The following is a 22,227-nucleotide window of genomic DNA, read 5'->3' as shown; positions in this document are numbered from 1 at the left end:
CCTTATCAGCCGTCATGTCAGTTTACCAGTTCCTCTTCTTAATATGAACAAAGCCGCACTTCCCGTGCATGACTACAGGAAAATGCGGCTTTATGGATCTGTCAGTTCATCCCTTATTTAACAGCGATTGCTTCGATTTCACACAGCACGCCCTTTGGAAGGGTCTTGACTGCAACACAGCTTCTGGCTGGCTTGGAAGTGAAATACTTGGCATACACTTCGTTAAATGTGGCAAAGTCACCCATGTCTGCCAGGAAGCAGGTGGTCTTAAATACCTTGTCATAGCCGCTGCCTGCTGCTTCCAGGATAGCGCCCACATTCTTGCAGCTCTGCTCAGCCTGTGCTGCGATTCCTTCCGGAACATTGCCGTCCGCTGGGTTTACAGGAATCTGTCCGGATGTGTATACTACTCCGTTTACTTCAAATCCCTGGGAATATGGTCCAATTGCGCCTGGTGCTTTTTCTGTACTGATTACGTTCATTTTAAATCCTCCTTCAGTTTAGGGGAAATGCCCGTACTTTCATATATTCCCCATAATATTATTTTTCATTCTCCGCGATTACGCGAACCCCAGAATCATTATATCTAATTATTGAAAATGTTGCAATAGATAATCCCCATATCTGGACCGGGTATGGAATTTTATACAAGATGTTGGAGCAGGTATTCCTTTGTATTGCGCCCCGGCTCCTCAAGCACCATCTCCAAAAACCGCGCCAGGGCCAGCCCCACCTCTTTGCCAGGTTTTACGCCTGCCTTTATGATGTCATTGCCGCCCACTGCCAGGGTTTTCAGGCTGATGCAGTCCCCGTCCCGCCGGATTTCATCCACAAGCATTGCCGTATGCGCTAAATGCTCCTGGCACGTCTTATTTCCTTCCGATTCAATCTGCGCCAGGCACATCCTGAAATCCAGCAGATCATCGAACAGATCCGGTTCCATCCGGCTCATGGCGGTGCGGATGGAATACTTGTCCGGCCCCAGCCTATAATCCTGCCATGATACCAGCGTCCTCACCCGGTTGATTGTATCATTATCCAGTTTTAAATCCTTAAGGATCCTCACCGCCTCATCCGGCGGACACTTCCTTAAAAATGCAGCCCAGCGCATATGCCTGACAGGCGGAACCTGGGCCGGTATGGCCGGTATGGCAAAAAACATTTTCCCATCATCACGTTCCACCTGCTTCCCCTCATCCAAACCCCCGTCGTCCTCCCGGCAGTACACCTTATGGAAGGTTTCCGATACGTAAGGGCTGATGCCTGTCTCATACACCATGTTAATATGCCCGGGGTTGGGGCTTAACAGAAGCTTGGTCAGCTCCACCTGGATGCGCTCCTTGCTCACATGTACCATATTCGGGGCAATGGCGCGGATGGCCTCATATGTGCGCCCTTCAATGGTAAATCCCAGCTGGGCCGAGAAACGGATTGCCCTCAGGATCCTCAGGGCATCCTCGCTGAACCGGTCCATGGGTTCCCCCACACAACGTATGATTCCCCTGTCCAGGTCATCCATACCTCCAAACTCATCCACCAAACCAGTATTCCCATTATAAGCCATGGCGTTAATGGTAAAATCCCGGCGTTTCAGATCTTCCGTCAGGCTGGGGGTGAAGGTCACGCTGTCGGGGTGGCGTCCATCTGCATATTCCCCGTCAATCCGGTAGGTGGTCACTTCATATCCTTCATCCCCCATCATGACCGTCACCGTGCCATGCTGGATTCCCGTATCAACGGTACGGCGGAATACCTGCTTCACCTGCTCCGGCAGGGCGCTGGTGGTGATATCCCAGTCCCCCGGCTCCCGGCCAAGGATCATATCCCTGACACAGCCTCCAACCACATATGCCTCGTATCCATTATCATTCAGTTTTGTCAGAATCTCCTCTGCGGGAGCGGGAATCTTAATTTCCATTGTGTGACAGCATCCTTTTCCGGTTTATAGTACTATGGACAAAGCGCTAAACTTTCCATGTGCTCTATTTTAACAGCTTTTTGCTGCATTTTCCAGCCCCAGTTCCCTGCTCTTCCCATAATACTGCCTGCGCACCTCTTCCGGCACCAGGTTCCCTCCGGTGGCCCAGGCAATATGGGTGGCGTTCCCCATGTTCCGGTCCAGATCAAAATGCTTCAGGAACGCCCTGCCCTCCGGCGAGGAACACAGCCTTGCAGGCCCTGCAAAGGATGCGCAGGAGCTTGGCTCTATAAAAATCCCTTCCTCGTCCATCAAATCCCCCATAAAGCGGTAAAGGTTGTCATCTTCAATGGTAAATTCCCCTGCCAGCATCCGCGCCACTGTCTTTCCCACAAACTTGGACGGGCGTCCCACAGCCAGGCCGTCTGCGGCGGTCAGGCCGGAAAGGCCGATATCCTGCACGCAGATGTCATTATGAAGCCCGGTCATCACTCCCAGCAGCATGCAGGGCGCCTGTACCGGTTCCTGGAAAAAGCAGTACACAGAATCGCCAAACACCTGTTTTAAGCCAAATGCCACGCCTCCGGGCGCGCCCCCCACACCGCAGGGGATATGGACAAACAGGGGATGTTCCTCATCCACGGCCACCCCTGCGTCAGCAAGCTGTACCTTCAGGCGTTTGGCTGCAACGGAATATCCCAGGAACAGGTTAACCGAATTTTCATCGTCCACAAAGTAGCTCATGGGGTCTTCCTCTGCCAGCTTCCTTCCATTTTTCACCGCTTCGCTGTAGTCAGAGGCATATTCCATCACATGGACACCTTTCTGGCGCAGCAGATTCTTTTTCCACTGCTTTGCATCCATGGACATATGTACCGTCACATCATAGCCAAGGGCAGCGCTGATGATGCCGATGGATAATCCCAGGTTCCCGGTGGAGCCTACATGGATGGAGTGTTTCCCAAAGAACTCCCTGAATTGGGGAAGGGCAAACTTTTCATAGTCATCATCCACCGTTATCATGCCATGTTCCAGCGCCAGGTCCTCTGAATGCTTCAGTATCTCATAGATGCCGCCCCGCGCCTTGACGGAACCCGCCACTGCCAGATTGCTGTCCATCTTAAGCATGAGACTCCCTTCAAGCCCTGCCCCCCACTTGCGGTTGAGGCAGTCCTTCATCCTGTCAATCCGGCGCAGGGGCGACTCAATCAGGCCGCCCGCTGCTTCTGTTTCCGGAAACATTTTCCTGATAAACGGCGCAAAACGCGCCCATCTGTTTTCAGCGTCATCTATATCATCCATGGAAAGTGTTACGCCCTCCATGGCTGTTTTCAAGTCCGAGAGACCGGGATTCATCCATATAACCTCTTTGCCGGCTTCCATCTCTTTCATCAAAGGATATGCTTCCTTTAGCTCCTGCACATTCTCTATCATGTCAATACTCCGTCCTTTCCGCATACAGGACCGCCCCGCGGAAGGATATACCGCAGGGCCGGGCCTTTTCATTCTTTTTAATCTTCCATTATGTCTTTTACATATCTCATCGTATACTCAAGCAGTTCCTCCTGCCATGAAACCTTGTCGTATCCATGGGTGGCCCCAGGGACTACATGGCGTATTGCGCCGGGAACGGTTTCTTCATATCTTCCTGAATTATATACCGGCACATCCTTATCCCCATCGCCCTGTATCAGCCTCAGCGGTTTCCTAAAGTCCCTGATGGCTGCTAAGGGGTCAATCTCCGGCGCATCCAGTCCCACGAAGAACTCATGAGGAACCAGGTCGCCCATGAAATCCACGTCATTTCCCCGAAGCCCCTCTTCAAATATCTCCTGGCCCAGCAGATGGCGGAAGTTGCTGTACGGCTCACTGCACGGGCTCCACAGCAGGATGCCTTCAAGAGGCACCTCGCCGCACAGCACCGATGTGACAATGGCGCCCATACTGTAACCCAGAATCATGAACTTCTCCGGTTTCAGCTGTTCCTCAATCCAGTGCAGCACCACCTTTGTGTCTTCAATCTCCCCATAAATGGTTGTATAATGGCTGTCGCCCTCGCTGTCCCCTGCTCCCACGCAGTCAAAACGGCAGATGGTATATCCCTCCTGCTGGAGTCTGTGGCTTGCAGCCACCATGATGCGGTGGGGGGTTATTTTGTTTCCAAAAAAGCCATGTTTGTAGAGTATTACTTTTTTCCCGCGCACAGACGGGTCAGCGTACTCCAGCAGGCAGACCATATCCTTTCCCCTGCTCTTTAATGTAAATGCCTCAATCACGTTCAGCTTCCTCCTTTATTCCTCTGCCAGTTCTTTGGCTCTTTCTTTATCTGTCCGTCAGTCCTTTGGTTCTTCCTTTATCTGTCCGTCAGTCCTCCGGCTCCTCCTTTACAGGCTCTCCGTTCTCCCCTTCGTAGATACGGCCCCAGCCCACCAGGACGGCAAACAGCATCACAAACCACAGGATACATGGATAGAAGCAGGTAAACAGGAACGCGTTGGGTGACAGCACCTCCACAAAATCATAGGTGGTTGACAATGTCTTCATGATACCTAACAAAAGCAATACGCTTCCGCCAAAGGGCATACACGCATTAAAAGAGTCACATGCCACTGCCAGGAAATTGGCCCTGCGGTACGGATGAAGCTTGGCCTTCTGTCCAACCGCGTTAACCAGCGGTGATGCACAGATGTTGGGAATGGTGTTGATGGCGCTGATCAGCACGGAGAACACGCTGCTGAACAGGAAGATAAGCAGTTCCGCACCCCTGGTGGTCTTAATGTTCCTGCTGAGACGTTCAACCAGCTCTTCCATGTAACCGCTGGTAATCAGAAGGGAACCCATGGATACCACAACCATCAGCAGGATACACACGCTTAACATTCCGGCCACGCCGTCCGGCAGCGCGCCCATGGCGGTTCCGTTCTCAATGCGGAACAGGTCGGCAAATCCAAACAGGCCGCCTCCAATGCCCACAATGACAGCAATGATGATGCCCACTGGAAGGGTCACGAACAGGTTGTTGCCCATAACCGCCATCCCGATGACAATCACCGTGGGAATCAGCATGAGAAGACCTGCGGGATTCTGGTTCTCTGCAAGAAGTGACGCCGCCACACTGGTATCCAGCCCCTGTCCGCTCTTAGCGCCGCCGAAGATGGCATACAGTACGATGGATATGATAAATGTAACAATCACATACTTGGAACGGTCCTTTACAGCCCCGCCGATTTCAGCGCTGCCTGACTTCTTCCTATAGGTCTGGCCCGTGGTGGATACGATGGTGGTGTCGGACACAGGCGCTATGTTGTCTCCGAAAATAGCCCCTGAGATAATGGCCCCGCCAAGGACAGCCGGGTTACAGCCCATCAGGATACCGACCGGATACAGGATGTAGCTCATGGCTGCCACGGTGCCGAAGGCAGCGCCCGTTGCCAGGGCAAAGGTGGCTGAAAACAGGAAGGTTGCCACACAGAAGCCTGCGCCTGATAAATGCAGCTTAACACTGAGCCATACAAGTCCTTCTACCAGATGGCCTGACTTTAAGATGGAACCATAGATACCGACCACCAGCCAGATAAGGACGGCTGTCATCGCCATCTTATCCCCCAGCCCCTCCAGTACGATATCCCAGTACCTGGGCTTATCCTTTACAATAAGCATCCCCACAATCAATCCGATTACGCCGGAGGCTATCATCATATTAAGATCTGCCGCATTGATGAATGACAGCCCGATTGTAATCACAATGAATACAACAAAGGGTACCAGCGACATGCCATTGCCTCCATAAAACTCCAACTTCTTTTCCTTTTCCATACCTGTTTGCTCCTTTCGCTTTTGTTTAACATTTGTTAATTACAGCTTAACTATATATTAATACACACTTTACAAAAAGTAAATACTGTTTAGCTATATTTTTATTATTTTAGCATGTTTTTAACCACATTGTGTGTATTAGCAACAAAAAAGCTGCGGTCTTTGTTAACCGCAGCTTTACATCATGCTGTATAGTCCTATATGGTTAAAAGCTTGGGGGAGTGATTGCGAATATAACCTGCACAACGGTTCCTCCCTGGTTCATCCACTGGTGTGCTGTCTGGGGAGGGATACGGATGCTGTCCCCTTCTTCCAGCTGGTAGGATACACCTGCAACATTGATTTCCACGCTTCCGCGGACTACGTAGGCCACTTCCTCCCCCACATGCTCCTGTGGATTCCTGCCCGAAGTCAGACCCGGCGGTATGGACATCATGCAGAATTCAATACTGCCGCGCACATCCGGGGTCAGAAGCGTATAAGCCAGGTCCGCATCCGGATGGCCGATTGTCTTATTCTCCCCTCTTCTCACAATCATCTGCACCTGGGGTTCATCATCCTTAAAAAACTTGAACATGGGCACATCCAGGGCCTGTGCAATGGCCTTCAGCGTTCCGATGGACGGATTTACCAGATCCCGTTCAATCTGGCTTAACATGGATGCCGTAAGTCCGGACCTTTTTGCCAGTTCCCGCAGGCTCATCCCGCTTTTGTTCCGGAAATCCTGGACTTTTTTCCCTAAATTTATGTCCTCCATATAGCAAACAACTCCCTGATATTTTCTTCTCAACCGTAGGTATGGGATAATCATATCATATATCTGAACAGGCTGCCATGTTTTTTCCTAGAAACAGGCATTTCCACGGGGACGGACAGGTGTCTGCCTGACACAGGGCCTGACGGTTCCGCCCCCGACCGCTTCCAGTTTTACACCATATACCCGCCCTTCATAGGTGACACCGCATGTTCTGAGAAAATCTTAAGCACTCCCTTTTTATACTTTGCCTCTTTTGGTTTCCATGCTTTTCTGCGCTCTGCAAGAATCCGCTCCACTTCCTCTGCCGGAAGTTCCCTTCCCTTTACGCCAATGATTTCCAGGACCCGTCCCGGTATGTCAATCCGAATCAGGTCGTCTTCCTCCACCAGGGCAATGGGGCCTCCCTCTGCCGCCTCCGGTGAAACGTGTCCGATTGCCGGTCCCTTGGAGGCGCCGGAAAAACGGCCGTCCGTAATCAATGCAATGCTCTTACCCAGTTCAGGGTCAGATGAAATGGCTTCCGTGGTGTAGAACATTTCCGGCATGCCGGAGCCTTTTGGTCCCTCATAGCGGATGAATACCGCATCCCCTGGCTGTACTTTCCTGGATATGACAGCTTCGATGGCATCCTCCTCACAGTCAAACGGCTTTGCCTTCAGGACCGCCTGGAACATCTCCTTGGGAACAGCGGAGTGTTTTACCACAGAGCCTTCCGGCGCCAGGTTGCCCCTTAAGATACCCACGGTCCCGTCTGTTCCAATCGGCTCTTCAAATGTACGGATTACATCAGTCCTTTTAAGCCCCCACTTTTTCAGATACCCTTCGCACTTGTCATAGAAACCGTTGGACTTCAGTTCTTCCAGGTTCTCGCCCAGAGTCCTGCCTGTCACGGTCATCACATCCAGATGGAGCATGGATTTGATTTCCTCCATGACAGCAGGGACACCGCCCGCATAATAGAAGAACTGTGCAGGCCACTTGCCTGCGGGGCGGATATCCAGAAGATAGTGGGCGCCCCTGTGCATACGGTCAAAGGTATCCCCGTCAAGCTCAAGGCCCATCTCATGGGCAATGGCGGGTATGTGCAGCAGCGAATTCGTGGAGCCGGAAATGGCGGCATGGACCATGATGGCATTCTCAAATGACTTCATGGTAACGATGTCGCTGACCTTAATGCCCTTCCTTGCCAGTTCCATGACCTGAAGCCCTGCCTTATAGGCCACTTCTTTTAAATCCTCACAGGTGGCCGGCATCAGCGCGGAACCGGGAAGCATAAGTCCCAGGGATTCAGCCATGACCTGCATGGTGGAGGCTGTCCCCATGAAGGAGCAGGCGCCGCAGGACGGACATGCATTGTGTTTATAATAAGTAAGCTTTTCTTCTGTGATTTCCCCTCTCTGGCACATGGCGGAATAAGCCCCTATCTGCTCAAGTGTCAGAAGGTCCGGGCCTGCATCCATCACGCCTCCGGTCACCACGATGGAGGGCATGTCAAGCCTTGCCAGCCCCATGAGACAGGCGGGCACGGACTTATCGCAGCTGGCAATGAAGATGCCGCCGTCAAATCCCGTTGAATTGCCGTGGATCTCTATCATATTGGCAATCATGTCCCGGTGGACAAGGGAGTAATTGATTCCATCGTGGCCCTGGGCTATGCCATCGCAGATATCTGTTGTAAAATACCTCGCGCCCTTTCCTCCCGCGTCCGCAATCCCCCTCAATGCCTCATTGACAAACCGGTCCAGATGGGCACTTCCCGGATGGCTGTCGCCAAAGGTGCTTTCCACCATAATCTGCGGCTTGTCAAGATCCTCCACGCTCCATCCCATGCCAATCTTTAACGGGTCATTCTCCGGCGCCAGGCCCCTTACTCTCTGACTGTTCAGTTCCATAATAAAATACCTCCTAATCGTCTTATCATCTATTGTCTTTAAACATCTGACTACTTTTGATATAACTATATCATTTATCCAAAATATTATCAATACATCAGATGTATTTTTCTTCTTTTACCATAAAATAATTTCTTATGGTATAAAAAGAGAACCCCATAATGCCTTATAGGGTTCCCTTTTCATACCTTCAATGAGTATCTCTATTATTTATGATTCAATTATCCAATATCCATTATCTATATCATCTGCAAAAAACAGTCCATCTGCCGCCTTTTAATACGCACGTCCCCAGTAAACCATCTTCTTTGCTGGCTTTTTACAGCAGATACATGTATCAGACAGGTTCTCCTGTTCAAAAGGCATGCACCTGGAGGTGGCTCCTGTTTCCTCTTTAATCTTATCCTCGCACTCCTGGCATCCGCACCACATTGCCTTTACAAACCCGGGCTTATTGTTAATGGTGTCCACGAATCCATCCCACTCAACCGCTTCATAGGTGTGGGAATCCCTGTGGGCCTTGGCCTTGTCGTACATAGCCTTCTGGATGGTATCAAGCATCTCAGAAACCTTTGTCTCCAGTTCATCCAGGGAAATAAAGGATTTCTCATGGGTATCGCGGCGTACCAGGACAGCCTGGTTCTTCTCCATGTCCTTTGGTCCGATTTCCACACGCAGGGGGATACCGCGCATCTCACAGTCAGCGAACTTCCAGCCCGGGCTTTTCTCAGAATCATCTGTCTTAACAGAGAATCCGGCCTTCTTAAGACGGTCCTCCAGCTGGAATGCCTTGTCAAGCACGCCTTCCTTCTGCTGCTGTACAGGTACGATCATAACCTGTACCGGCGCAATCCTTGGCGGAAGGACCAGACCGTTGTCATCGCCATGCACCATGATCAGGGCGCCAATCATACGTGTGGTCATGCCCCAGGAGGTCTGGTGCACATACTTAAGGGTATTATCCTTGTCAGTGAACTGGATATCGAATGCCTTTGCAAAGCCATCCCCGAAGTTATGGCTGGTTCCGGACTGAAGCGCCTTGCCGTCATGCATCAGGGACTCAATGGTATAGGTTGCCTCTGCGCCCGCGAATTTCTCCTTATCTGTCTTCTGGCCCTTGATGACAGGGATTGCCAGCACTTCCTCACAGAAGGCTGCGTACACATTCAGCATCTGGATGGTCCTTGCCTCGGCTTCCTCGGCTGTCGCGTGGGCCGTGTGGCCTTCCTGCCACAGGAACTCCCTGGAACGCAGGAAGGGACGGGTTGTTTTCTCCCAGCGCACAACCGAACACCACTGGTTGTATACCCTTGGCAGATCGCGGTAGGAATGGATATCCTTTGCATAGAAATCACAGAACAGTGTCTCTGAGGTAGGTCTGACACACATGCGCTCCTGTAATGGCTCCAGACCTCCATGTGTCACCCATGCAACCTCGGGCGCAAATCCTTCCACGTGGTCCTTTTCCTTTTCCAACAGGCTCTCCGGTATGAAGATAGGCATATATACGTTCTGTACCCCTGTCTCCTTAAACCTTCTGTCCAGCTCATTCTGGATGTTTTCCCAGATTGCATATCCTGCGGGCTTGATTACCATACACCCTTTTACGCTGGCATAATCGCACAGCTCAGCTTTCTTCACCACATCCGTATACCACTGGGCAAAATCCACGTCCATGGATGTGATGGCTTCAACCATCTTCTTGTTGTCTGCCATGACTCATTCTCCTTTTCTGATTCTCTCTGTATCCTTTAGTTTTACCGAGGCAACCGCCAGGAATGGCGGGAATGTATGTTCCAACACGCCCTAATCCGGCTGATCCGCCTCCTCATCACGCAAAAAGAGCCATCCAAATCCCATGCGTTATATCTACGCAAGGGACCGAATGACTCGGCGGTACCACCCAAGTTAGCTTCCGGAATCCGTATGGCACTCCTGCATTACGCGGCGCTGCAATTCCACAAATCTGCAATTCCACAAATCTGTAATTCCATAAATCTGCACTTACGCGGAACTGCAATTCCATTGCGCTGCATCATCCATGCAGAACACATATGCCTGTACTGATCCATCCTGCTCTCTCATTATCCGTTAACGCCGGATATACGTTGCATTCATCATACAAAGCTCCAGGGCTGGTTGGGCATGTGCGGGCGTAAGGACCTTCCACCGTGAGTCCTCTCTCTGTGACGTGCACCAGGCTTACTATTCCCCTTCATCGCTGTCTGTCATCTATTCATATAACATCATGGTCCGGGCCTGTCATGGAATCCAAACACGCCCTGGGATGATTCTTTTACGTATTGTTGATTTTACGCCAGAATCATGACTTTGTCAATGCTTAATCGTGAACAACATCCGGGGTACCCGGCCCGGCAGACAGCTTTTTAAATAAATCGTAAAATAATACATCCCTGTTGATATGGTATACATATCTTATTTTATGTGCGCAGCGTTTTTCCATCCATCTTCCGTCATCCCCCGGAAGCGGGCAATGTTCCATGCGGCTCTCCATGAACCGACCGTCCACCAGCCATGCCACTGCCGTCACATCCCATATGGTCTTGCTCCAGGTGGGAAGGCAGTCCTTTCCTTCCATATAGGAACACACCGTTTCCACCAGATAATCGCACAGCGGATTCCTTCCCTTAAGCCAGTATTCCAGTTCAGGCCTTGTAAGGGAAAAACCTGACACCACGCCCTGGCAGGGAAGAAGAATGACAGGAACCCCGCTCCCCAGCACGACCCGTGCAGCGGTCACATCCTGTTCCAGGTTAAACTCCCGGTTATGGGGCCAGTGAAGCCCATTCCCTCCCAGCCACACCACAACAATCCGTTCCCTTATGGACGGGTCCATAAGAAGTGCCGATGCCACATTGGTGGCAGCCGCAATGGAGATGACATATAACGGATTGTCCGCTGAGTAAGAACAGGAAAGCCCTATCAGATGTCTGGCAGCAGCACTTTCTGCCGGATGCACGGATGAGGCATTTGAATCCCTGCCGCCGTCTCCCGCATCCAGGAAACGGTCTGCCCCCCGGTACACTGCCTCCTTCATATCCTCCCGTCCCATCAGTTCCAATATCCGGTGAATCTCCTGAAAGCTTTTCTCCATCCCATCCCCCGGTCCGCAGGAACGGCTGTTGTGGAACGGGGCCGCTGATATCCCCTTCACATTCAGCTTATCCCCGGAACACAGCATATATGCCAGGGCAAACTGGTCATCCACCTCGTTATAGGTGTCCGTGTCCAGCACCACGTCCACCATCCCTTTTGGGAAATGAAGCCGTCTATCCATAATCCTCCTCACCGGCCTTGAACCAGGTCCGGGTTCCAGAGCGTTTCTCCTGCCGCAGCCTTCTGCATATCCATCTCATGAAGCAGCGCAATCCCTTCCAGCACCAGTTCGGTGGCATCATCCGTACCTGAACCCTCCTTAAATTTCCCGCCTGTGATGATATTATCCGTAATGTGGAATACAGCCCCGCCCCGTCTGCCAAACAGGTTGCACATGGTCATGACAATGGAGGATTCCCTGTCCGTACACAGGATTCCGGCACGGTTGTAGGTCCCCAGCTTCTCAATGTTCCACGGCTGCATATAACCGCCTACGCTAGGTCTTCCATTCCCTACAAAATCACTGTCCATACAGGCAGTCACCCCCAGTTTATGTGCCTTTCCCAGGCGGCGGGCCGCCTGAATCATGGCAGTTACCACCTCATAGTGGCAGTATGCAGGGAATCCATGACCGATGTACGCCTTGGACGTACCATCCTCCCGGAATACGCCGCTTGATATGATGCAGTCCCCTATTTCAGCCTTTTCAGACACGCCGCCTGCAGAACCTACGCGGATGAATGTGCTGCAGTCCGTGTACTCCATAAAATCATTCAGCGCCAGCTCTACTTCCGGAGAACCGCTTCCCCCGCTGCACACCGATATCCGGGCGCCTTTATAAAAACCGGTATAAGTGGTGAACATGCCCGATTTACCGGCCAGCACAGGCTGATCAAGACGTTCTGCAATCAGTTCAGCCGGGTCTTTCCCGTACGCGGCCAGCGGGTCCCTTACCGTAATCAGCATATAGTCCCCAATCATTCCTTTGTCAATCTGGGTAATGGCCGGCTTTCCGTCAATGAACAGGCCTGGCTTTGGCACGTTTTCCCAATATTCATATCTTTCATGCATCAATTCCACGGATGCCCTTTTCTCATGTTCCATTGTAACCTACACCCTCCCGTCAATCTCCTGGGACACCGCTGCCTCCAGGGCCATGTGTATCATGTTCCCGAAACTCACTTCCCTCTCCTCAGGGCTTAAATGTTCCTCTGTAAATATCATATCGGATATTGTACACAATGCCACTGCCTTTTTCCCAAGCCTGGCCGCATTGGTGTACAGGGCCGCGGATTCCATTTCCACGGCCAGGGCGCCCATGTCCCGCCATGCCTCAAATACATCCTGTCCATAATGGAAGGCAGCACCCGAGAAAAGCATCCCCACCTTCACAGGCACCGACAGTTCCCTGGCAGCAGCCACCGTGCGGTTAATCAGGCCAAAGTCCGCACACGGCGCCAATGTGCCGGGAAGCTTCAGATGGTCTGCGTAACCGCTGTCCGTGGAGGACGCCAGTCCTATGACCACGTCCCCCAGCGAGAGCTGAGGGCTGAGGCCGCCTGCCGACCCCACCCGGATAATCTGCTCCACTCCGTAACAGTCATATAATTCATGGGAATAAATGCCCATGGATCCTGCGCCCATGCCGCTGGCCATAACAGAAACCGGCCTTCCCCGGTAACTGCCCGTATATGCGCAGATACGTCTTACATTGCTGACCAGACGCGCTCCGTCCAGATACCTGCATGCAATATGCTCTGCCCTCACCGGGTCCCCCGGCATCAGCACAACCGGGGCAATGTCCCCGTTACAGGCCTGGTTATGGATGGTGGGAGTCCTTCTGCCCTTTTCACCTGTCTTATGATTCTCCTGCGGCATTGCCCAGCGCCTCCACGAATACTTTCTGATACATATCGCTGTCAATGGATACCGCCGACCGGATGGTATGCAGATCCTCCCAGCGGAAATGGTCCCTTCTGTCCCAGATGGTCATTCCTCTTGTCAGCTGGCTGCCGGTATCCACAGCCACCTTGATTTCCTTTGTGGTAAGCATGTCCGGGCATAGGAACGAACACATGGCTGTTGTATCAATCGGACCGTTGATGTAAATCCCCTGTTCTTCTATGGAGTTATTCTTATCTATGTAATCAATGATTTCCAGGGCATATTTTGCCTGTGGATTCCCAATCCTCCTGATCTGTTCCAGCGTCTCGTCACTCAGGTTCACTGCCTCTGGGTTAAACGCCACATCCAGGCCGATGGTAGTGATATTCACCCCTGACTCATAGACAATTTTTGCCGCCTCCGGATCCACATACACATTCCATTCACTCATGGGATTGTCACCCGTGGCATTGGTAAACGCATAGTCCGTAAATCCATAAGATCCACCGATATGGTAAATCTCTTTAATAAGAGGGACAATCTCCGGTTTCATCATGATGGCCATGGCTACATTGGTAAGGGGCGCCGTACATACCAGGCTCACCTCCCCCGGGTATTTCATGACTTCATCAATGATTACATTAGCCGGAAACCGGTCAATGACCTTTGTGACGGGTTCCGGAAAGAAATGATTCCCCAGCCCATCCTCCCCATGGCAGTAAGGGTCTTTCGGATACTCCCTCACAAGAGGGTGAAGCATGCCCTGGGCCACCGGTATATCGGTCCTTCCCAGATGCTCCAGGATACGCAGTGCGTTGGCGGCCGTCTTATCAGAGGGCAGGTTGCCGCTCTCCGTTGTAATAGCCAGCAGTTCCACGTCCGGGTGGGTAAGCGCCATCATGATGCACACCGAATCATCGGTACCCGGATCACAGTCTAAAATAAGCTTTCTTTTATTCTCCATCATATCTACTACTCCTTATCTCCATATACTTTTATAATGCATTCCCTGTTCCTGGGTCCGTCAAATTCCAGGAAATAAATACCCTGGGAATGCCCCAGAAGAAGCTTTCCCTCCTCCACAATCAGAGTCATGGAAACGCCTATAAGGCTGGACTTCACATGACCTGCCGCGTCCTCAGGCGTATCGTGCTGATGCTTAAAATCCACCCTTGTGGGAATCAGCCGCCTGATTTCATCCTGTATGTCTTCATGACCCAGCGGATCCCAAAAAGAGGTAAGCGTGACCGCCCCCGTGGTATGTGTGGTATAGACCACGCATATCCCGTCCCTGACTCCGCTGTTTTCCACTATTTCCTTAATCTGTCCGGTCAGCTCCGTCACTCCGTTGCTTTTTGTCCTGAACCTGATGTGTTCTGCCAAACCCATTGCCTCCTGATTATTCCATTATGATTTCACGGCTGTTGACCGTGGTAAAGGAAGAGGGTGTCTCCTCCCATATCCCCTTAAACCCCCTGCTGTATTCCTCACCCAAAAGCGCAGCCGTGTACGCTGCCGCCAGCGCAGCCGGCACAAAGGAGAGGAATGGCGATAAAAGTCCACATGCCGGATCCGGGAGTGTGATTGTCACTGTCCCTTTAAGGCTGCCGTCATTTGTCACCAGAAGGAAATCCCGTCCCATCTCATTCATCCTCTGTATCATTTCCCTGGTCCTGCTGTGGGCAGGGTTATCCTTGTCAGCAAACACCATGGTCATGGTGCGTTGTGTGGCACGCAGGAAATAATTCACATGGAACCAGTTTTCCGTATCCGAGTACAGGGCCAGAAGCCCCGCGGCCTCATACATTTTTTCACTTCCGTACACAGCGCTTCCCATGTCATAACCGGAACCATAAAACTCGGCCCCCCATGCATCCTTCTTCCTCTCAATATAGGAAAATACAGCGTCTTTCCACTTATCCATGCACTCCTCAAGCCGGTCCGCCATGGTAAGGAGGCTCTGCCTGTATGTCCCGGACTGTTCCTGGGTTATCTTAAGCCGCACCTCTCCCATCCGTATTGCAATCAGGTACAGGGCCAGGAGCATAGCCATATAGGTCCTGGTTCCAGGCGCCCGCTCAAATCCGGGAACAGACATCCCAATGATTTTATCCGCATTCCCGGCCAAAGGAGACTCCTTATCCGCGGTGACTGCCAGGACCATGGAGCCGCAGCCCCTGGTCCGTTTCACAGCCTCCAAAAGCCTGGCGGCCTTTCCGGAATTACTCAGTGCAATGACCAGCGGGTCGCCGGGGGTCTCCCCCACCCACTTCATCTGATAGTACCTGGAAAGTTCCAAAGGGCTTACTACCTGTACAGGCAGCCCCAGCATCTTCTCAAACATGTTCTGCGCCGCCACGGCCGCCGCATGGCAGTCACCGCTTCCTGTCAGGACAATCTTCTTCAGCATGTATATTTCCGGTGTGGTCAGCACTGAGCGCGTCTGTTCCTCCAAATCCGGATATATGTCACGGATAAGCCGGGCAAGGCTTTCCACCTGACGGCACATGGCATTTTCATTGTTCAGATTATTCAAATCACTCCCTCATTTCCTTCTAAAATAACATCTCCCCCTGCCTCGGATGAGGTGTCCTGTGCTGTGTATCCGGCTGTCAGTCCTTCCCAGCGCCTGCGCGCCCTTTGGGCCGCTTCGGGTTCAAACCGCCTGGGCGGCCCGAACTGTTCCAGGATTACCGACGCGGACGCGGCTCCCATGGCCCCGCACCAGGCAGGACTCAATCCCTGGCTCCATGCATACAGCACTGCTGCAGAAGAGCTGTTGCCTCCTCCTGTGGGGTCCACTACCTGGAGATCAGCCACACTTGGGCAGAATACCGTCCTTTTATTGGCAATCATGTAAGCCCCCCGGCTTCCCTGGCGGAAAAATACAGCACACCGGTATCCTTCCATCCTCCGGCATATTTCTTCCATGTCATGGGTTCCGTATAGAACAGACGCCTCATACCGGTTGATGGAGAACAGGTCTGTCTTCTCCAGGTAATATTCAATCTCCTCCAGATGTTCCGGTATCGCTGCATCTTCTGATATTTCCCATAATGTCCTGCAGCCATAGCGCTCCCTGATTTGGGCCATGCCGGACAGGAACTCCCTGTCCAGATGCTTGAAAAAATAAATCCCTTTGGTATCATCCCCGCACAGCCGCCCTACTTCCTCCAGGTCAGGGTCCAGCTTCCTGAATTCCCACAATCCCATATCCGGCTGGTCCGTACGGTCATCCTCCTGTCTGTAATCCACACATGACACTGCGTCCACGCTGCTTCTCACCACCAGGCCCTCCATGGATAATCCATTTTCCCTATACCAGCCTCCGTGGCGTTCCACATATTCCCGGCTCACACCGCCAGCCACGGCCACATGGGGCGTCCACAGGCGGATTCCGGCCAGCGCATAAATCCCTGCGCCCCCGGGCAGGCCGTCCATCCTGGTGCCGTCAGCCAGACAGATATTATCCGTGCCAACGCTGGATGCAATCACATATTCCATTTCCCCAGACCTCCGCTTCCTTATATACGTTCCAGACAGAAGCCCTTTATGAACATGGAGCCGGTATCCACCAGGAAACCCGCGCCTCCGGCGGTATACGGCCCGTCGCTGTCATGACAGGCCAAAAGACGCTTTTTGTCTACCAGCAGTTCCAGTTCCTGGCCCTTAACCCTGAATGTCATTTCATATTCCCGGAACTCTTCATAATCAAATCCCGCTTCTCCAAGGATTGTCAGTTTATCATCACACCGTTTGACAATACGGACTTTATCCATCCCCGTCATCACGGCCGCATAGAACCTTCTATGCCCCTTACTCCTTGCAACCAGCCCTGCCTTGTCATGAAGGCTCATCTTAAGGGTGGAGGTGACCTGATAATCCGTAAAATCGCCGGTCCCTATGGTTGCCAGACCTTCTCCCTCATCATGGCTGATACAGTACGTACAATTAAGGTTGGGGGAGAAATTCCTTGCACTGGCGACAAACGCCTGTGACCAGAACGGATTTAAGTCCCACATATCCTTCATAAGGATTCCTTCCTGGCAGAAGCGTCTCGGGGTATTACTCCAATCCGCACTGCGTATCACCACATAGGAGCTGTATCTGTATACACTCCCAAACTCATAGCCGAACCGGCATACCGGCATACCGCCTGTGTCAGGCACTTCCCACTCCAGTACATTGTCCCCCTTCTTCAGACAGAACGCAGGACTGTACATCACCTGCATCTTATCCACCGCATCCACATAGTGCACGCACAGGCGCACATACGGCGCAGTCCCATCAGGCGCAAATATAACTGTTTTCACGGTCTGTCCTGAATACAGGGTTGGGGACACGTATGTCTCATAATTGGAATAAACCTCATGGTGGTTCAGGAAGGTAGCCACGCTTACATTGGCCGGCGCCCCCTCTGCCAGGGCATTAAAATCCACCCTCAGCCCCGGCCGGTTTCCAAAACTGCTGTCATTGGACACCTGGATCCGTCCTGCCCTGTCTGCAAACAGGGGACAGGCCATAAATCCCTGAAGGCTTCCCCTCTGTTCAAATGCGTACCTCTGCGCAGGCAGCTCAGCCTCCTCCCGACACCGGGCCATGGCTGCCTTAATGATTTTTCTGGATTCCGTCACTGCGTCCGTCACTCCCGCACCGCCGTCAGAGGTGATGATATAGAGCCTGTCAGCCACAGGAGTGCGAAGGTCGGCGCCCTTGTCCATTGCGTCCAGCCCAAGCCTGATTCCATTAAAGCAGCCCACATTACCTGCGTTACAGTCCGTATCCCAGGCAGACGTGGTGGCTATCTTAAGTGATTTCTGGAAATCATCCCCGCCCAGAAGGATGGAGGCAAGAACCATGGCGTGATTGGACATCACGGGACATGGACCATAGAAATTCTGATACCCATAATGCTCTTCCAACCACTGGTGCGCCTGCAGATAATCCCCTGTGCCGGCACACAGGTTCCTCACATCGTGCAGCAGGCGGCGGATGTCCTCTGTCTGTATGAACCGCTGGCAGTCATCCATGATTTTATCCACATCCTGCTCGTCAAACGCCATGCTCTCCATGGTTCCCAAAAAGCGGGCGGCATCAACGGCCAGTCCGTCATGGGATACCCTTGCACACTGTTCTACATAATAGGCTGCTGCCTCAGGGTCCCCCGGACACATCATGGCATAGGCATCCATGAATATCTGGGCCCCGATCTGTTCGGACATCACCCTGCCGATATTGGAGGCAGCCCCGCTGAAAGGAGCCTTGATCCCCTTTTTCAGCATAAGGTAGGCACTGTGTTCCGTGGAATTGCCCAGTCCGCCCCACCACAGGATGGACCGGTTCTCAATAATATAGTTCAGCCAGCTGTTGCCAATATCCTCTGCCGTCACCTTCCTCCCGGCGCAGTCCTCCACAGCCCTGAAAAATCCAAAGGTACCTGATAAATCATCATCAGCCACAATCAGAGGCAGGTTCAGCCTGTCATGTATATAATAGGAAATCTCCCCAAAGGTCTCCCTGATTTTCTCATAGGACCAGCCTTCCACGGGCCTTCCAAGGTAAACTCCCAGCAGTTTTCCGGTCACCCCGGCATATATCTTTTCCGCATATTCTTTTTTCCAGACCATATATTGCTCCTTTTCCAAATTATACTCAACTAGCCTTTTACCGACCCGGACACAATGCCGTCTATAAACTTCCTCTGTATTAATAGGAAGAATATGATAATGGGACCCACCAATGTCACCGTGGCTGCCAGGTTCAGGCCGTAATTCTGTGTATTCTGCCCATTGATGGCCAAAAGGGCCAGCATGGCTGTGAAATTCTTCTCTCCTATAAGGAAGGTGGATGACACCAGGAATTCATTCCACGTGTTAAGGGCCACAATGATGGATACCGTGATAATCCCTGGCGATATTACAGGTAAAATAATGTAGCGTATCACGGACAAGGTTCCCGCGCCGTCCATCCTGGCCGCCTCCTCAAGCTCCGTAGGGATACTCAGGAAAAATGTCCTGAGGAGGGTTATGGCAAGGGGCAGGTTGGTAGCTGCCTGTATGACGCTGACCGCAACCAGATTCCCCAGAAGCCCAAGTTTTGCATAGGTTTTGTAAAGGGGCACCAGAAACAGCTGTACCGGAACCGTCATTGCAAACATGAAATACATCATTACAAGTCCGGTCCCCTTTACCTTCCTGCCTGCCAGCACATATGCCGCCAGTATGGAGCAGAACAGGACAATCAGCACCGCTGACGCCGTATACACCAGGCTGTTCAGGATGGTATGTGAAAAATTGGCCGCCCTCCAGGCATCCATGTAATTACCCACGCCCGCCGTGAACTGAACCATCAGGGGACTCCGGACAATATCCTTATGTTTCTTGAAGCTGTTTATCAGCACCATGACAAATGGAAGCAGACAGATAAGTGCCAGGCACAGCAGGATAAGATGGGCTGTTAATTTACCGCGTATTCGTTTCTTCACCTTCATACCTCCCCTAAGACTGTTCTTCATTTTTATTCAGGCGCACATAGAAAATGGAAGCAATCATACCGAACAGGGACATGATCAATGCCACAGTGGAAGCCTTCCCCAGTTCCATCATATTAAATGCATACTTATAAGAAACAACCCCCAGCATCTCAGTAGCCTTGGCCGGACCGCCATTGGTCAGAAGATACACATAATCAAAATTCATAAAGGACTGTATGACAATGAGGATGGCCATCAGCACAAAGGTTGGCTTGATGCACGGAAAATACACAAACTTAAACAGCTGCCATCCGCTGCAGCCCTCCACCTTTGCCGCCTCAATCTGGTCTCCGGGTGTCTGGCGAAGGGCTGAAAAATAAATAACTGCCAGGAACCCCCAGTAATGCCAGATATCCACTGCCGCCACACCTGCAAGGGCCGTACGTGTGGAGGACAGGGGCGAGGATACTGCCAGGCCCAGCTTCTTCAACACGCTTACAATCCCGGTAAGGGGGCTGTAAATCATGCTCTGCCATATAAGCGCGTTGGCAATCGGTGCAATCACGTAGGGAAGCAGGTAGATGATCTGGTAAGCATTCCTGCTTCTGCTTCTTCCTACCAGGAAAAAGGCTGCCGCCATTCCCATGGCCACCGGTACCACAAGATACATACACATCCATTTTACATTGTTGAAAATAACCTTCCAGAAACCCGGATCCGTAAACAGCGCTTTATAGTTTGCAAACCCGATAAAATTCATATCCTCTGCCAGTCCGTTCCAGTCCGTAAAGGAGGTAATGACCGTCCTTACGGCAGGAACCAGGATTACGCTGAAGCTGAGCAGGAGCGCGGGAAGCAGAAGTATATAATACTGCCATGTTTTTTTCAGGCTCTTATTCAAGATATCCCCTCCTATTTGCCCTGCGCCGGAACAGGGGGAACCAGTCCGGACGAAAGCTCTCCTTCAAAGACCGCATCCGCCTTATCAAGCATGTCGGATGCACTGTACTCCCCGAACCATACTCCATCAATGGCCACGAATTCCTCAAACGTCTGAGGTGGTATGTAGGAAGAGCAGTAGTAACCGAAATTCCCTTCATCAATGGCCTTGCAGGCCTCGCTGATTCCGCTGAGGAAGGATTTTGTCAGCCCTTCATATTGGGAAGCATCAATCTCATTCAGGGTGGTCAGGGGTACGCCCCAGTATCCGGGCCAGTCCACGGATATCCCGCTTACAAAATCATTGGTCAGCATCATATCCAGGAACTCGGCGCACACATCTTTGTGTTCAGAACTGGCGTTGATGGCCAGCAGACCGGTGGCACCGATGGTATAGGTAGGATCCACTCCCTCCCGTCCTGCCGGGAATACCGTAAATCCAAAATCATCTTTATGTTCATCCACAGCATAGGCCGACAGGTTCTGGACGAATTTAAGCGGTCCGAAGAAAAACGGCGCGCCTCCCTCCCCCAGTATGGAAGCTGCCTCCCCCCAGCCAAAATTGGTATAGTCCGAACACAGATATCCCTTCTTATACCACTGGGAAGATGTTTCTATGGCGGACAGCATGGCGGGTGTATTCCACTTCTGCTCTCCTGTAAGGCACTTATAGACCTCGGACGGGCCGGCAAAGCTGTTAATGAAAAGAGAGGCGTAATCCTCGTTGGTCTCCCGCCATCCTGCCGCACCTGTGACGGAACCATAAAGTCCCTTCTCCATGGCCTGGTCCATGACAGAGGTTAACTCCTCCAGCGTGGAGGGCACACTCCATCCGTTATCCTCCAGGACACGCCTGTTATAGACCATTCCAATCACATTCAGACCCATAGGTATACTGTAAAGCCTGCCCTCAACCGTGGAACTGTCGTACATGGGTCCTATGATACGGTCCTTCCATCCGTATTGTTCCGAATATCCGCTTAAATCCGCATACTTTCCCGCCTGTATGTAAGACATGGCCAGGGACGGGGAAGATTCGTATACAATATCCGGTCCCTCATTGGCTGCCAGGGCCACCGCCATATCCTTATTCACAGAGCCCCTGTATTCCACCGTCAGTTCATATTCAGGATGGGCCGCATTAAACTTGTCAATCAGCACCCGCTGAAGAGTCGCCTGCTGTTCTTCATTGGAACTCCAAAACCACATGGTAAGCGGAATCTTTCCCCCCGTCCCCTGGGTATCCTTTCCATCTGCAGCTTTTCCGGTCTGGACAGCACCCCCATCAGCCGCAGTGGATGATGCGTTTCCTGAACCACCGCATCCAGCCAGCAGCCCTGCCGCCATGGCAGTGGCAGCCAATATACTCAATATCTGCTTCTTCATCATCGAACTTCCTCCTTCTTGAACCATTGATTCTTTACTTGATAAA

The 22,227-nt window shown here is 51.9% G+C and carries 19 protein-coding genes; all 19 read right to left on the bottom strand.

The window, feature by feature from the left end; genetic code table 11:
- Nucleotides 1-113: 113 nt before the first annotated feature.
- Nucleotides 114-482: a RidA family protein gene (locus LK536_RS41650; RefSeq protein ID WP_008724229.1), complete on the bottom strand. Its 369-nt coding sequence runs from the start codon at nt 480-482 to the stop codon at nt 114-116.
- Between the two features lie 161 nt (nt 483-643).
- The gene (locus LK536_RS41645) at nt 644-1,918 is read right to left on the bottom strand and encodes a CCA tRNA nucleotidyltransferase (protein WP_227794495.1); all 1,275 of its coding nucleotides are present in this window, start codon (nt 1,916-1,918) and stop codon (nt 644-646) included.
- A gap of 69 nt (nt 1,919-1,987) precedes the next feature.
- A complete protein-coding gene (gene dsdA / locus LK536_RS41640; RefSeq protein WP_331471973.1) occupies nt 1,988-3,376 on the bottom strand; it encodes a D-serine ammonia-lyase in 1,389 nt (462 codons plus the stop codon).
- A 53-nt stretch (nt 3,377-3,429) separates the two neighbouring features.
- Nucleotides 3,430-4,194: an alpha/beta hydrolase gene (locus LK536_RS41635; protein WP_008724224.1), complete on the bottom strand. Its 765-nt coding sequence runs from the start codon at nt 4,192-4,194 to the stop codon at nt 3,430-3,432.
- Between the two features lie 88 nt (nt 4,195-4,282).
- On the bottom strand, nt 4,283-5,734 hold the full coding sequence (locus tag LK536_RS41630) for a Na+/H+ antiporter NhaC family protein (protein ID WP_008724223.1): 1,452 nt from the start codon (nt 5,732-5,734) through the stop codon (nt 4,283-4,285).
- A gap of 205 nt (nt 5,735-5,939) precedes the next feature.
- Complete coding sequence (locus LK536_RS41625; protein ID WP_008724221.1) at nt 5,940-6,491, bottom strand: helix-turn-helix domain-containing protein; 552 nt, start codon at nt 6,489-6,491, stop codon at nt 5,940-5,942.
- A gap of 170 nt (nt 6,492-6,661) precedes the next feature.
- A complete protein-coding gene (ilvD, locus tag LK536_RS41620; RefSeq protein WP_227794496.1) occupies nt 6,662-8,383 on the bottom strand; it encodes a dihydroxy-acid dehydratase in 1,722 nt (573 codons plus the stop codon).
- 276 nt (nt 8,384-8,659) lie between these two features.
- Complete coding sequence (proS, locus tag LK536_RS41615) at nt 8,660-10,099, bottom strand: proline--tRNA ligase (RefSeq protein WP_008724217.1); 1,440 nt, start codon at nt 10,097-10,099, stop codon at nt 8,660-8,662.
- A 625-nt stretch (nt 10,100-10,724) separates the two neighbouring features.
- The gene (locus LK536_RS41610; RefSeq protein WP_227794497.1) at nt 10,725-11,681 is read right to left on the bottom strand and encodes a nucleoside hydrolase; all 957 of its coding nucleotides are present in this window, start codon (nt 11,679-11,681) and stop codon (nt 10,725-10,727) included.
- 8 nt (nt 11,682-11,689) lie between these two features.
- A complete protein-coding gene (locus LK536_RS41605; RefSeq protein ID WP_025484207.1) occupies nt 11,690-12,604 on the bottom strand; it encodes a nucleoside phosphorylase in 915 nt (304 codons plus the stop codon).
- 6 nt (nt 12,605-12,610) lie between these two features.
- Nucleotides 12,611-13,378 carry a purine-nucleoside phosphorylase gene (deoD, locus tag LK536_RS41600; protein WP_227794498.1) on the bottom strand — a complete coding sequence of 256 codons (768 nt, stop codon included), beginning with the start codon at nt 13,376-13,378 and terminating at the stop codon, nt 12,611-12,613.
- Nucleotides 13,359-14,351 carry a nucleoside hydrolase gene (locus LK536_RS41595; protein ID WP_051400605.1) on the bottom strand — a complete coding sequence of 331 codons (993 nt, stop codon included), beginning with the start codon at nt 14,349-14,351 and terminating at the stop codon, nt 13,359-13,361. Before LK536_RS41595 ends, deoD begins: the two co-directional genes overlap by 20 nt.
- A 5-nt stretch (nt 14,352-14,356) precedes the next feature.
- The gene (locus LK536_RS41590; RefSeq protein WP_025484211.1) at nt 14,357-14,767 is read right to left on the bottom strand and encodes a secondary thiamine-phosphate synthase enzyme YjbQ; all 411 of its coding nucleotides are present in this window, start codon (nt 14,765-14,767) and stop codon (nt 14,357-14,359) included.
- Nucleotides 14,768-14,783: 16 nt separating this feature from the next.
- The gene (locus tag LK536_RS41585; RefSeq protein WP_227794499.1) at nt 14,784-15,920 is read right to left on the bottom strand and encodes an SIS domain-containing protein; all 1,137 of its coding nucleotides are present in this window, start codon (nt 15,918-15,920) and stop codon (nt 14,784-14,786) included.
- Entirely contained in the window at nt 15,917-16,888 is a 972-nt protein-coding gene (locus LK536_RS41580; RefSeq protein ID WP_227794500.1) for a carbohydrate kinase family protein, read from the bottom strand. The genes LK536_RS41585 and LK536_RS41580 overlap by 4 nt, the downstream gene beginning before the upstream one ends.
- Nucleotides 16,889-16,908: 20 nt before the next feature.
- The gene (locus LK536_RS41575) at nt 16,909-19,011 is read right to left on the bottom strand and encodes an ADP-ribosylglycohydrolase family protein (protein WP_227794501.1); all 2,103 of its coding nucleotides are present in this window, start codon (nt 19,009-19,011) and stop codon (nt 16,909-16,911) included.
- A 29-nt stretch (nt 19,012-19,040) separates the two neighbouring features.
- Nucleotides 19,041-19,874 (bottom strand): carbohydrate ABC transporter permease, encoded by an 834-nt coding sequence (locus LK536_RS41570; protein ID WP_025484216.1) that lies wholly within the window; start codon nt 19,872-19,874, stop codon nt 19,041-19,043.
- A 7-nt stretch (nt 19,875-19,881) separates the two neighbouring features.
- Complete coding sequence (locus LK536_RS41565) at nt 19,882-20,757, bottom strand: carbohydrate ABC transporter permease (RefSeq protein WP_227794502.1); 876 nt, start codon at nt 20,755-20,757, stop codon at nt 19,882-19,884.
- A gap of 11 nt (nt 20,758-20,768) precedes the next feature.
- The gene (locus tag LK536_RS41560) at nt 20,769-22,184 is read right to left on the bottom strand and encodes an ABC transporter substrate-binding protein (RefSeq protein ID WP_227794503.1); all 1,416 of its coding nucleotides are present in this window, start codon (nt 22,182-22,184) and stop codon (nt 20,769-20,771) included.
- Nucleotides 22,185-22,227: the final 43 nt, after the last annotated feature.

This window comes from Clostridium pacaense (genome assembly GCF_020709765.2).
Taxonomy (GTDB): domain Bacteria; phylum Bacillota; class Clostridia; order Lachnospirales; family Lachnospiraceae; genus Enterocloster; species Enterocloster hominis.
The sequence above is the reverse complement of the archived record's forward strand: the minus strand, read 5'-3'. Positions and strand labels throughout refer to the sequence as shown.

Coding starts and splice junctions, on each gene's coding strand:
- LK536_RS41650 (WP_008724229.1), bottom strand. CDS start 482: ATGAACGTAATCAGTACAGAAAAAGCACCAGGCGCAATTGGACCATAT.
- LK536_RS41645 (WP_227794495.1), bottom strand. CDS start 1,918: ATGGAAATTAAGATTCCCGCTCCCGCAGAGGAGATTCTGACAAAACTG.
- dsdA (WP_331471973.1), bottom strand. CDS start 3,376: ATGCGGAAAGGACGGAGTATTGACATGATAGAGAATGTGCAGGAGCTA.
- LK536_RS41630 (WP_008724223.1), bottom strand. CDS start 5,734: ATGGAAAAGGAAAAGAAGTTGGAGTTTTATGGAGGCAATGGCATGTCG.
- LK536_RS41625 (WP_008724221.1), bottom strand. CDS start 6,491: ATGGAGGACATAAATTTAGGGAAAAAAGTCCAGGATTTCCGGAACAAA.
- ilvD (WP_227794496.1), bottom strand. CDS start 8,383: ATGGAACTGAACAGTCAGAGAGTAAGGGGCCTGGCGCCGGAGAATGAC.
- proS (WP_008724217.1), bottom strand. CDS start 10,099: ATGGCAGACAACAAGAAGATGGTTGAAGCCATCACATCCATGGACGTG.
- LK536_RS41610 (WP_227794497.1), bottom strand. CDS start 11,681: ATGGATAGACGGCTTCATTTCCCAAAAGGGATGGTGGACGTGGTGCTG.
- LK536_RS41605 (WP_025484207.1), bottom strand. CDS start 12,604: ATGGAACATGAGAAAAGGGCATCCGTGGAATTGATGCATGAAAGATAT.
- deoD (WP_227794498.1), bottom strand. CDS start 13,378: ATGCCGCAGGAGAATCATAAGACAGGTGAAAAGGGCAGAAGGACTCCC.
- LK536_RS41595 (WP_051400605.1), bottom strand. CDS start 14,351: ATGATGGAGAATAAAAGAAAGCTTATTTTAGACTGTGATCCGGGTACC.
- LK536_RS41580 (WP_227794500.1), bottom strand. CDS start 16,888: ATGGAATATGTGATTGCATCCAGCGTTGGCACGGATAATATCTGTCTG.
- LK536_RS41575 (WP_227794501.1), bottom strand. CDS start 19,011: ATGGTCTGGAAAAAAGAATATGCGGAAAAGATATATGCCGGGGTGACC.
- LK536_RS41570 (WP_025484216.1), bottom strand. CDS start 19,874: ATGAAGGTGAAGAAACGAATACGCGGTAAATTAACAGCCCATCTTATC.
- LK536_RS41560 (WP_227794503.1), bottom strand. CDS start 22,184: ATGATGAAGAAGCAGATATTGAGTATATTGGCTGCCACTGCCATGGCG.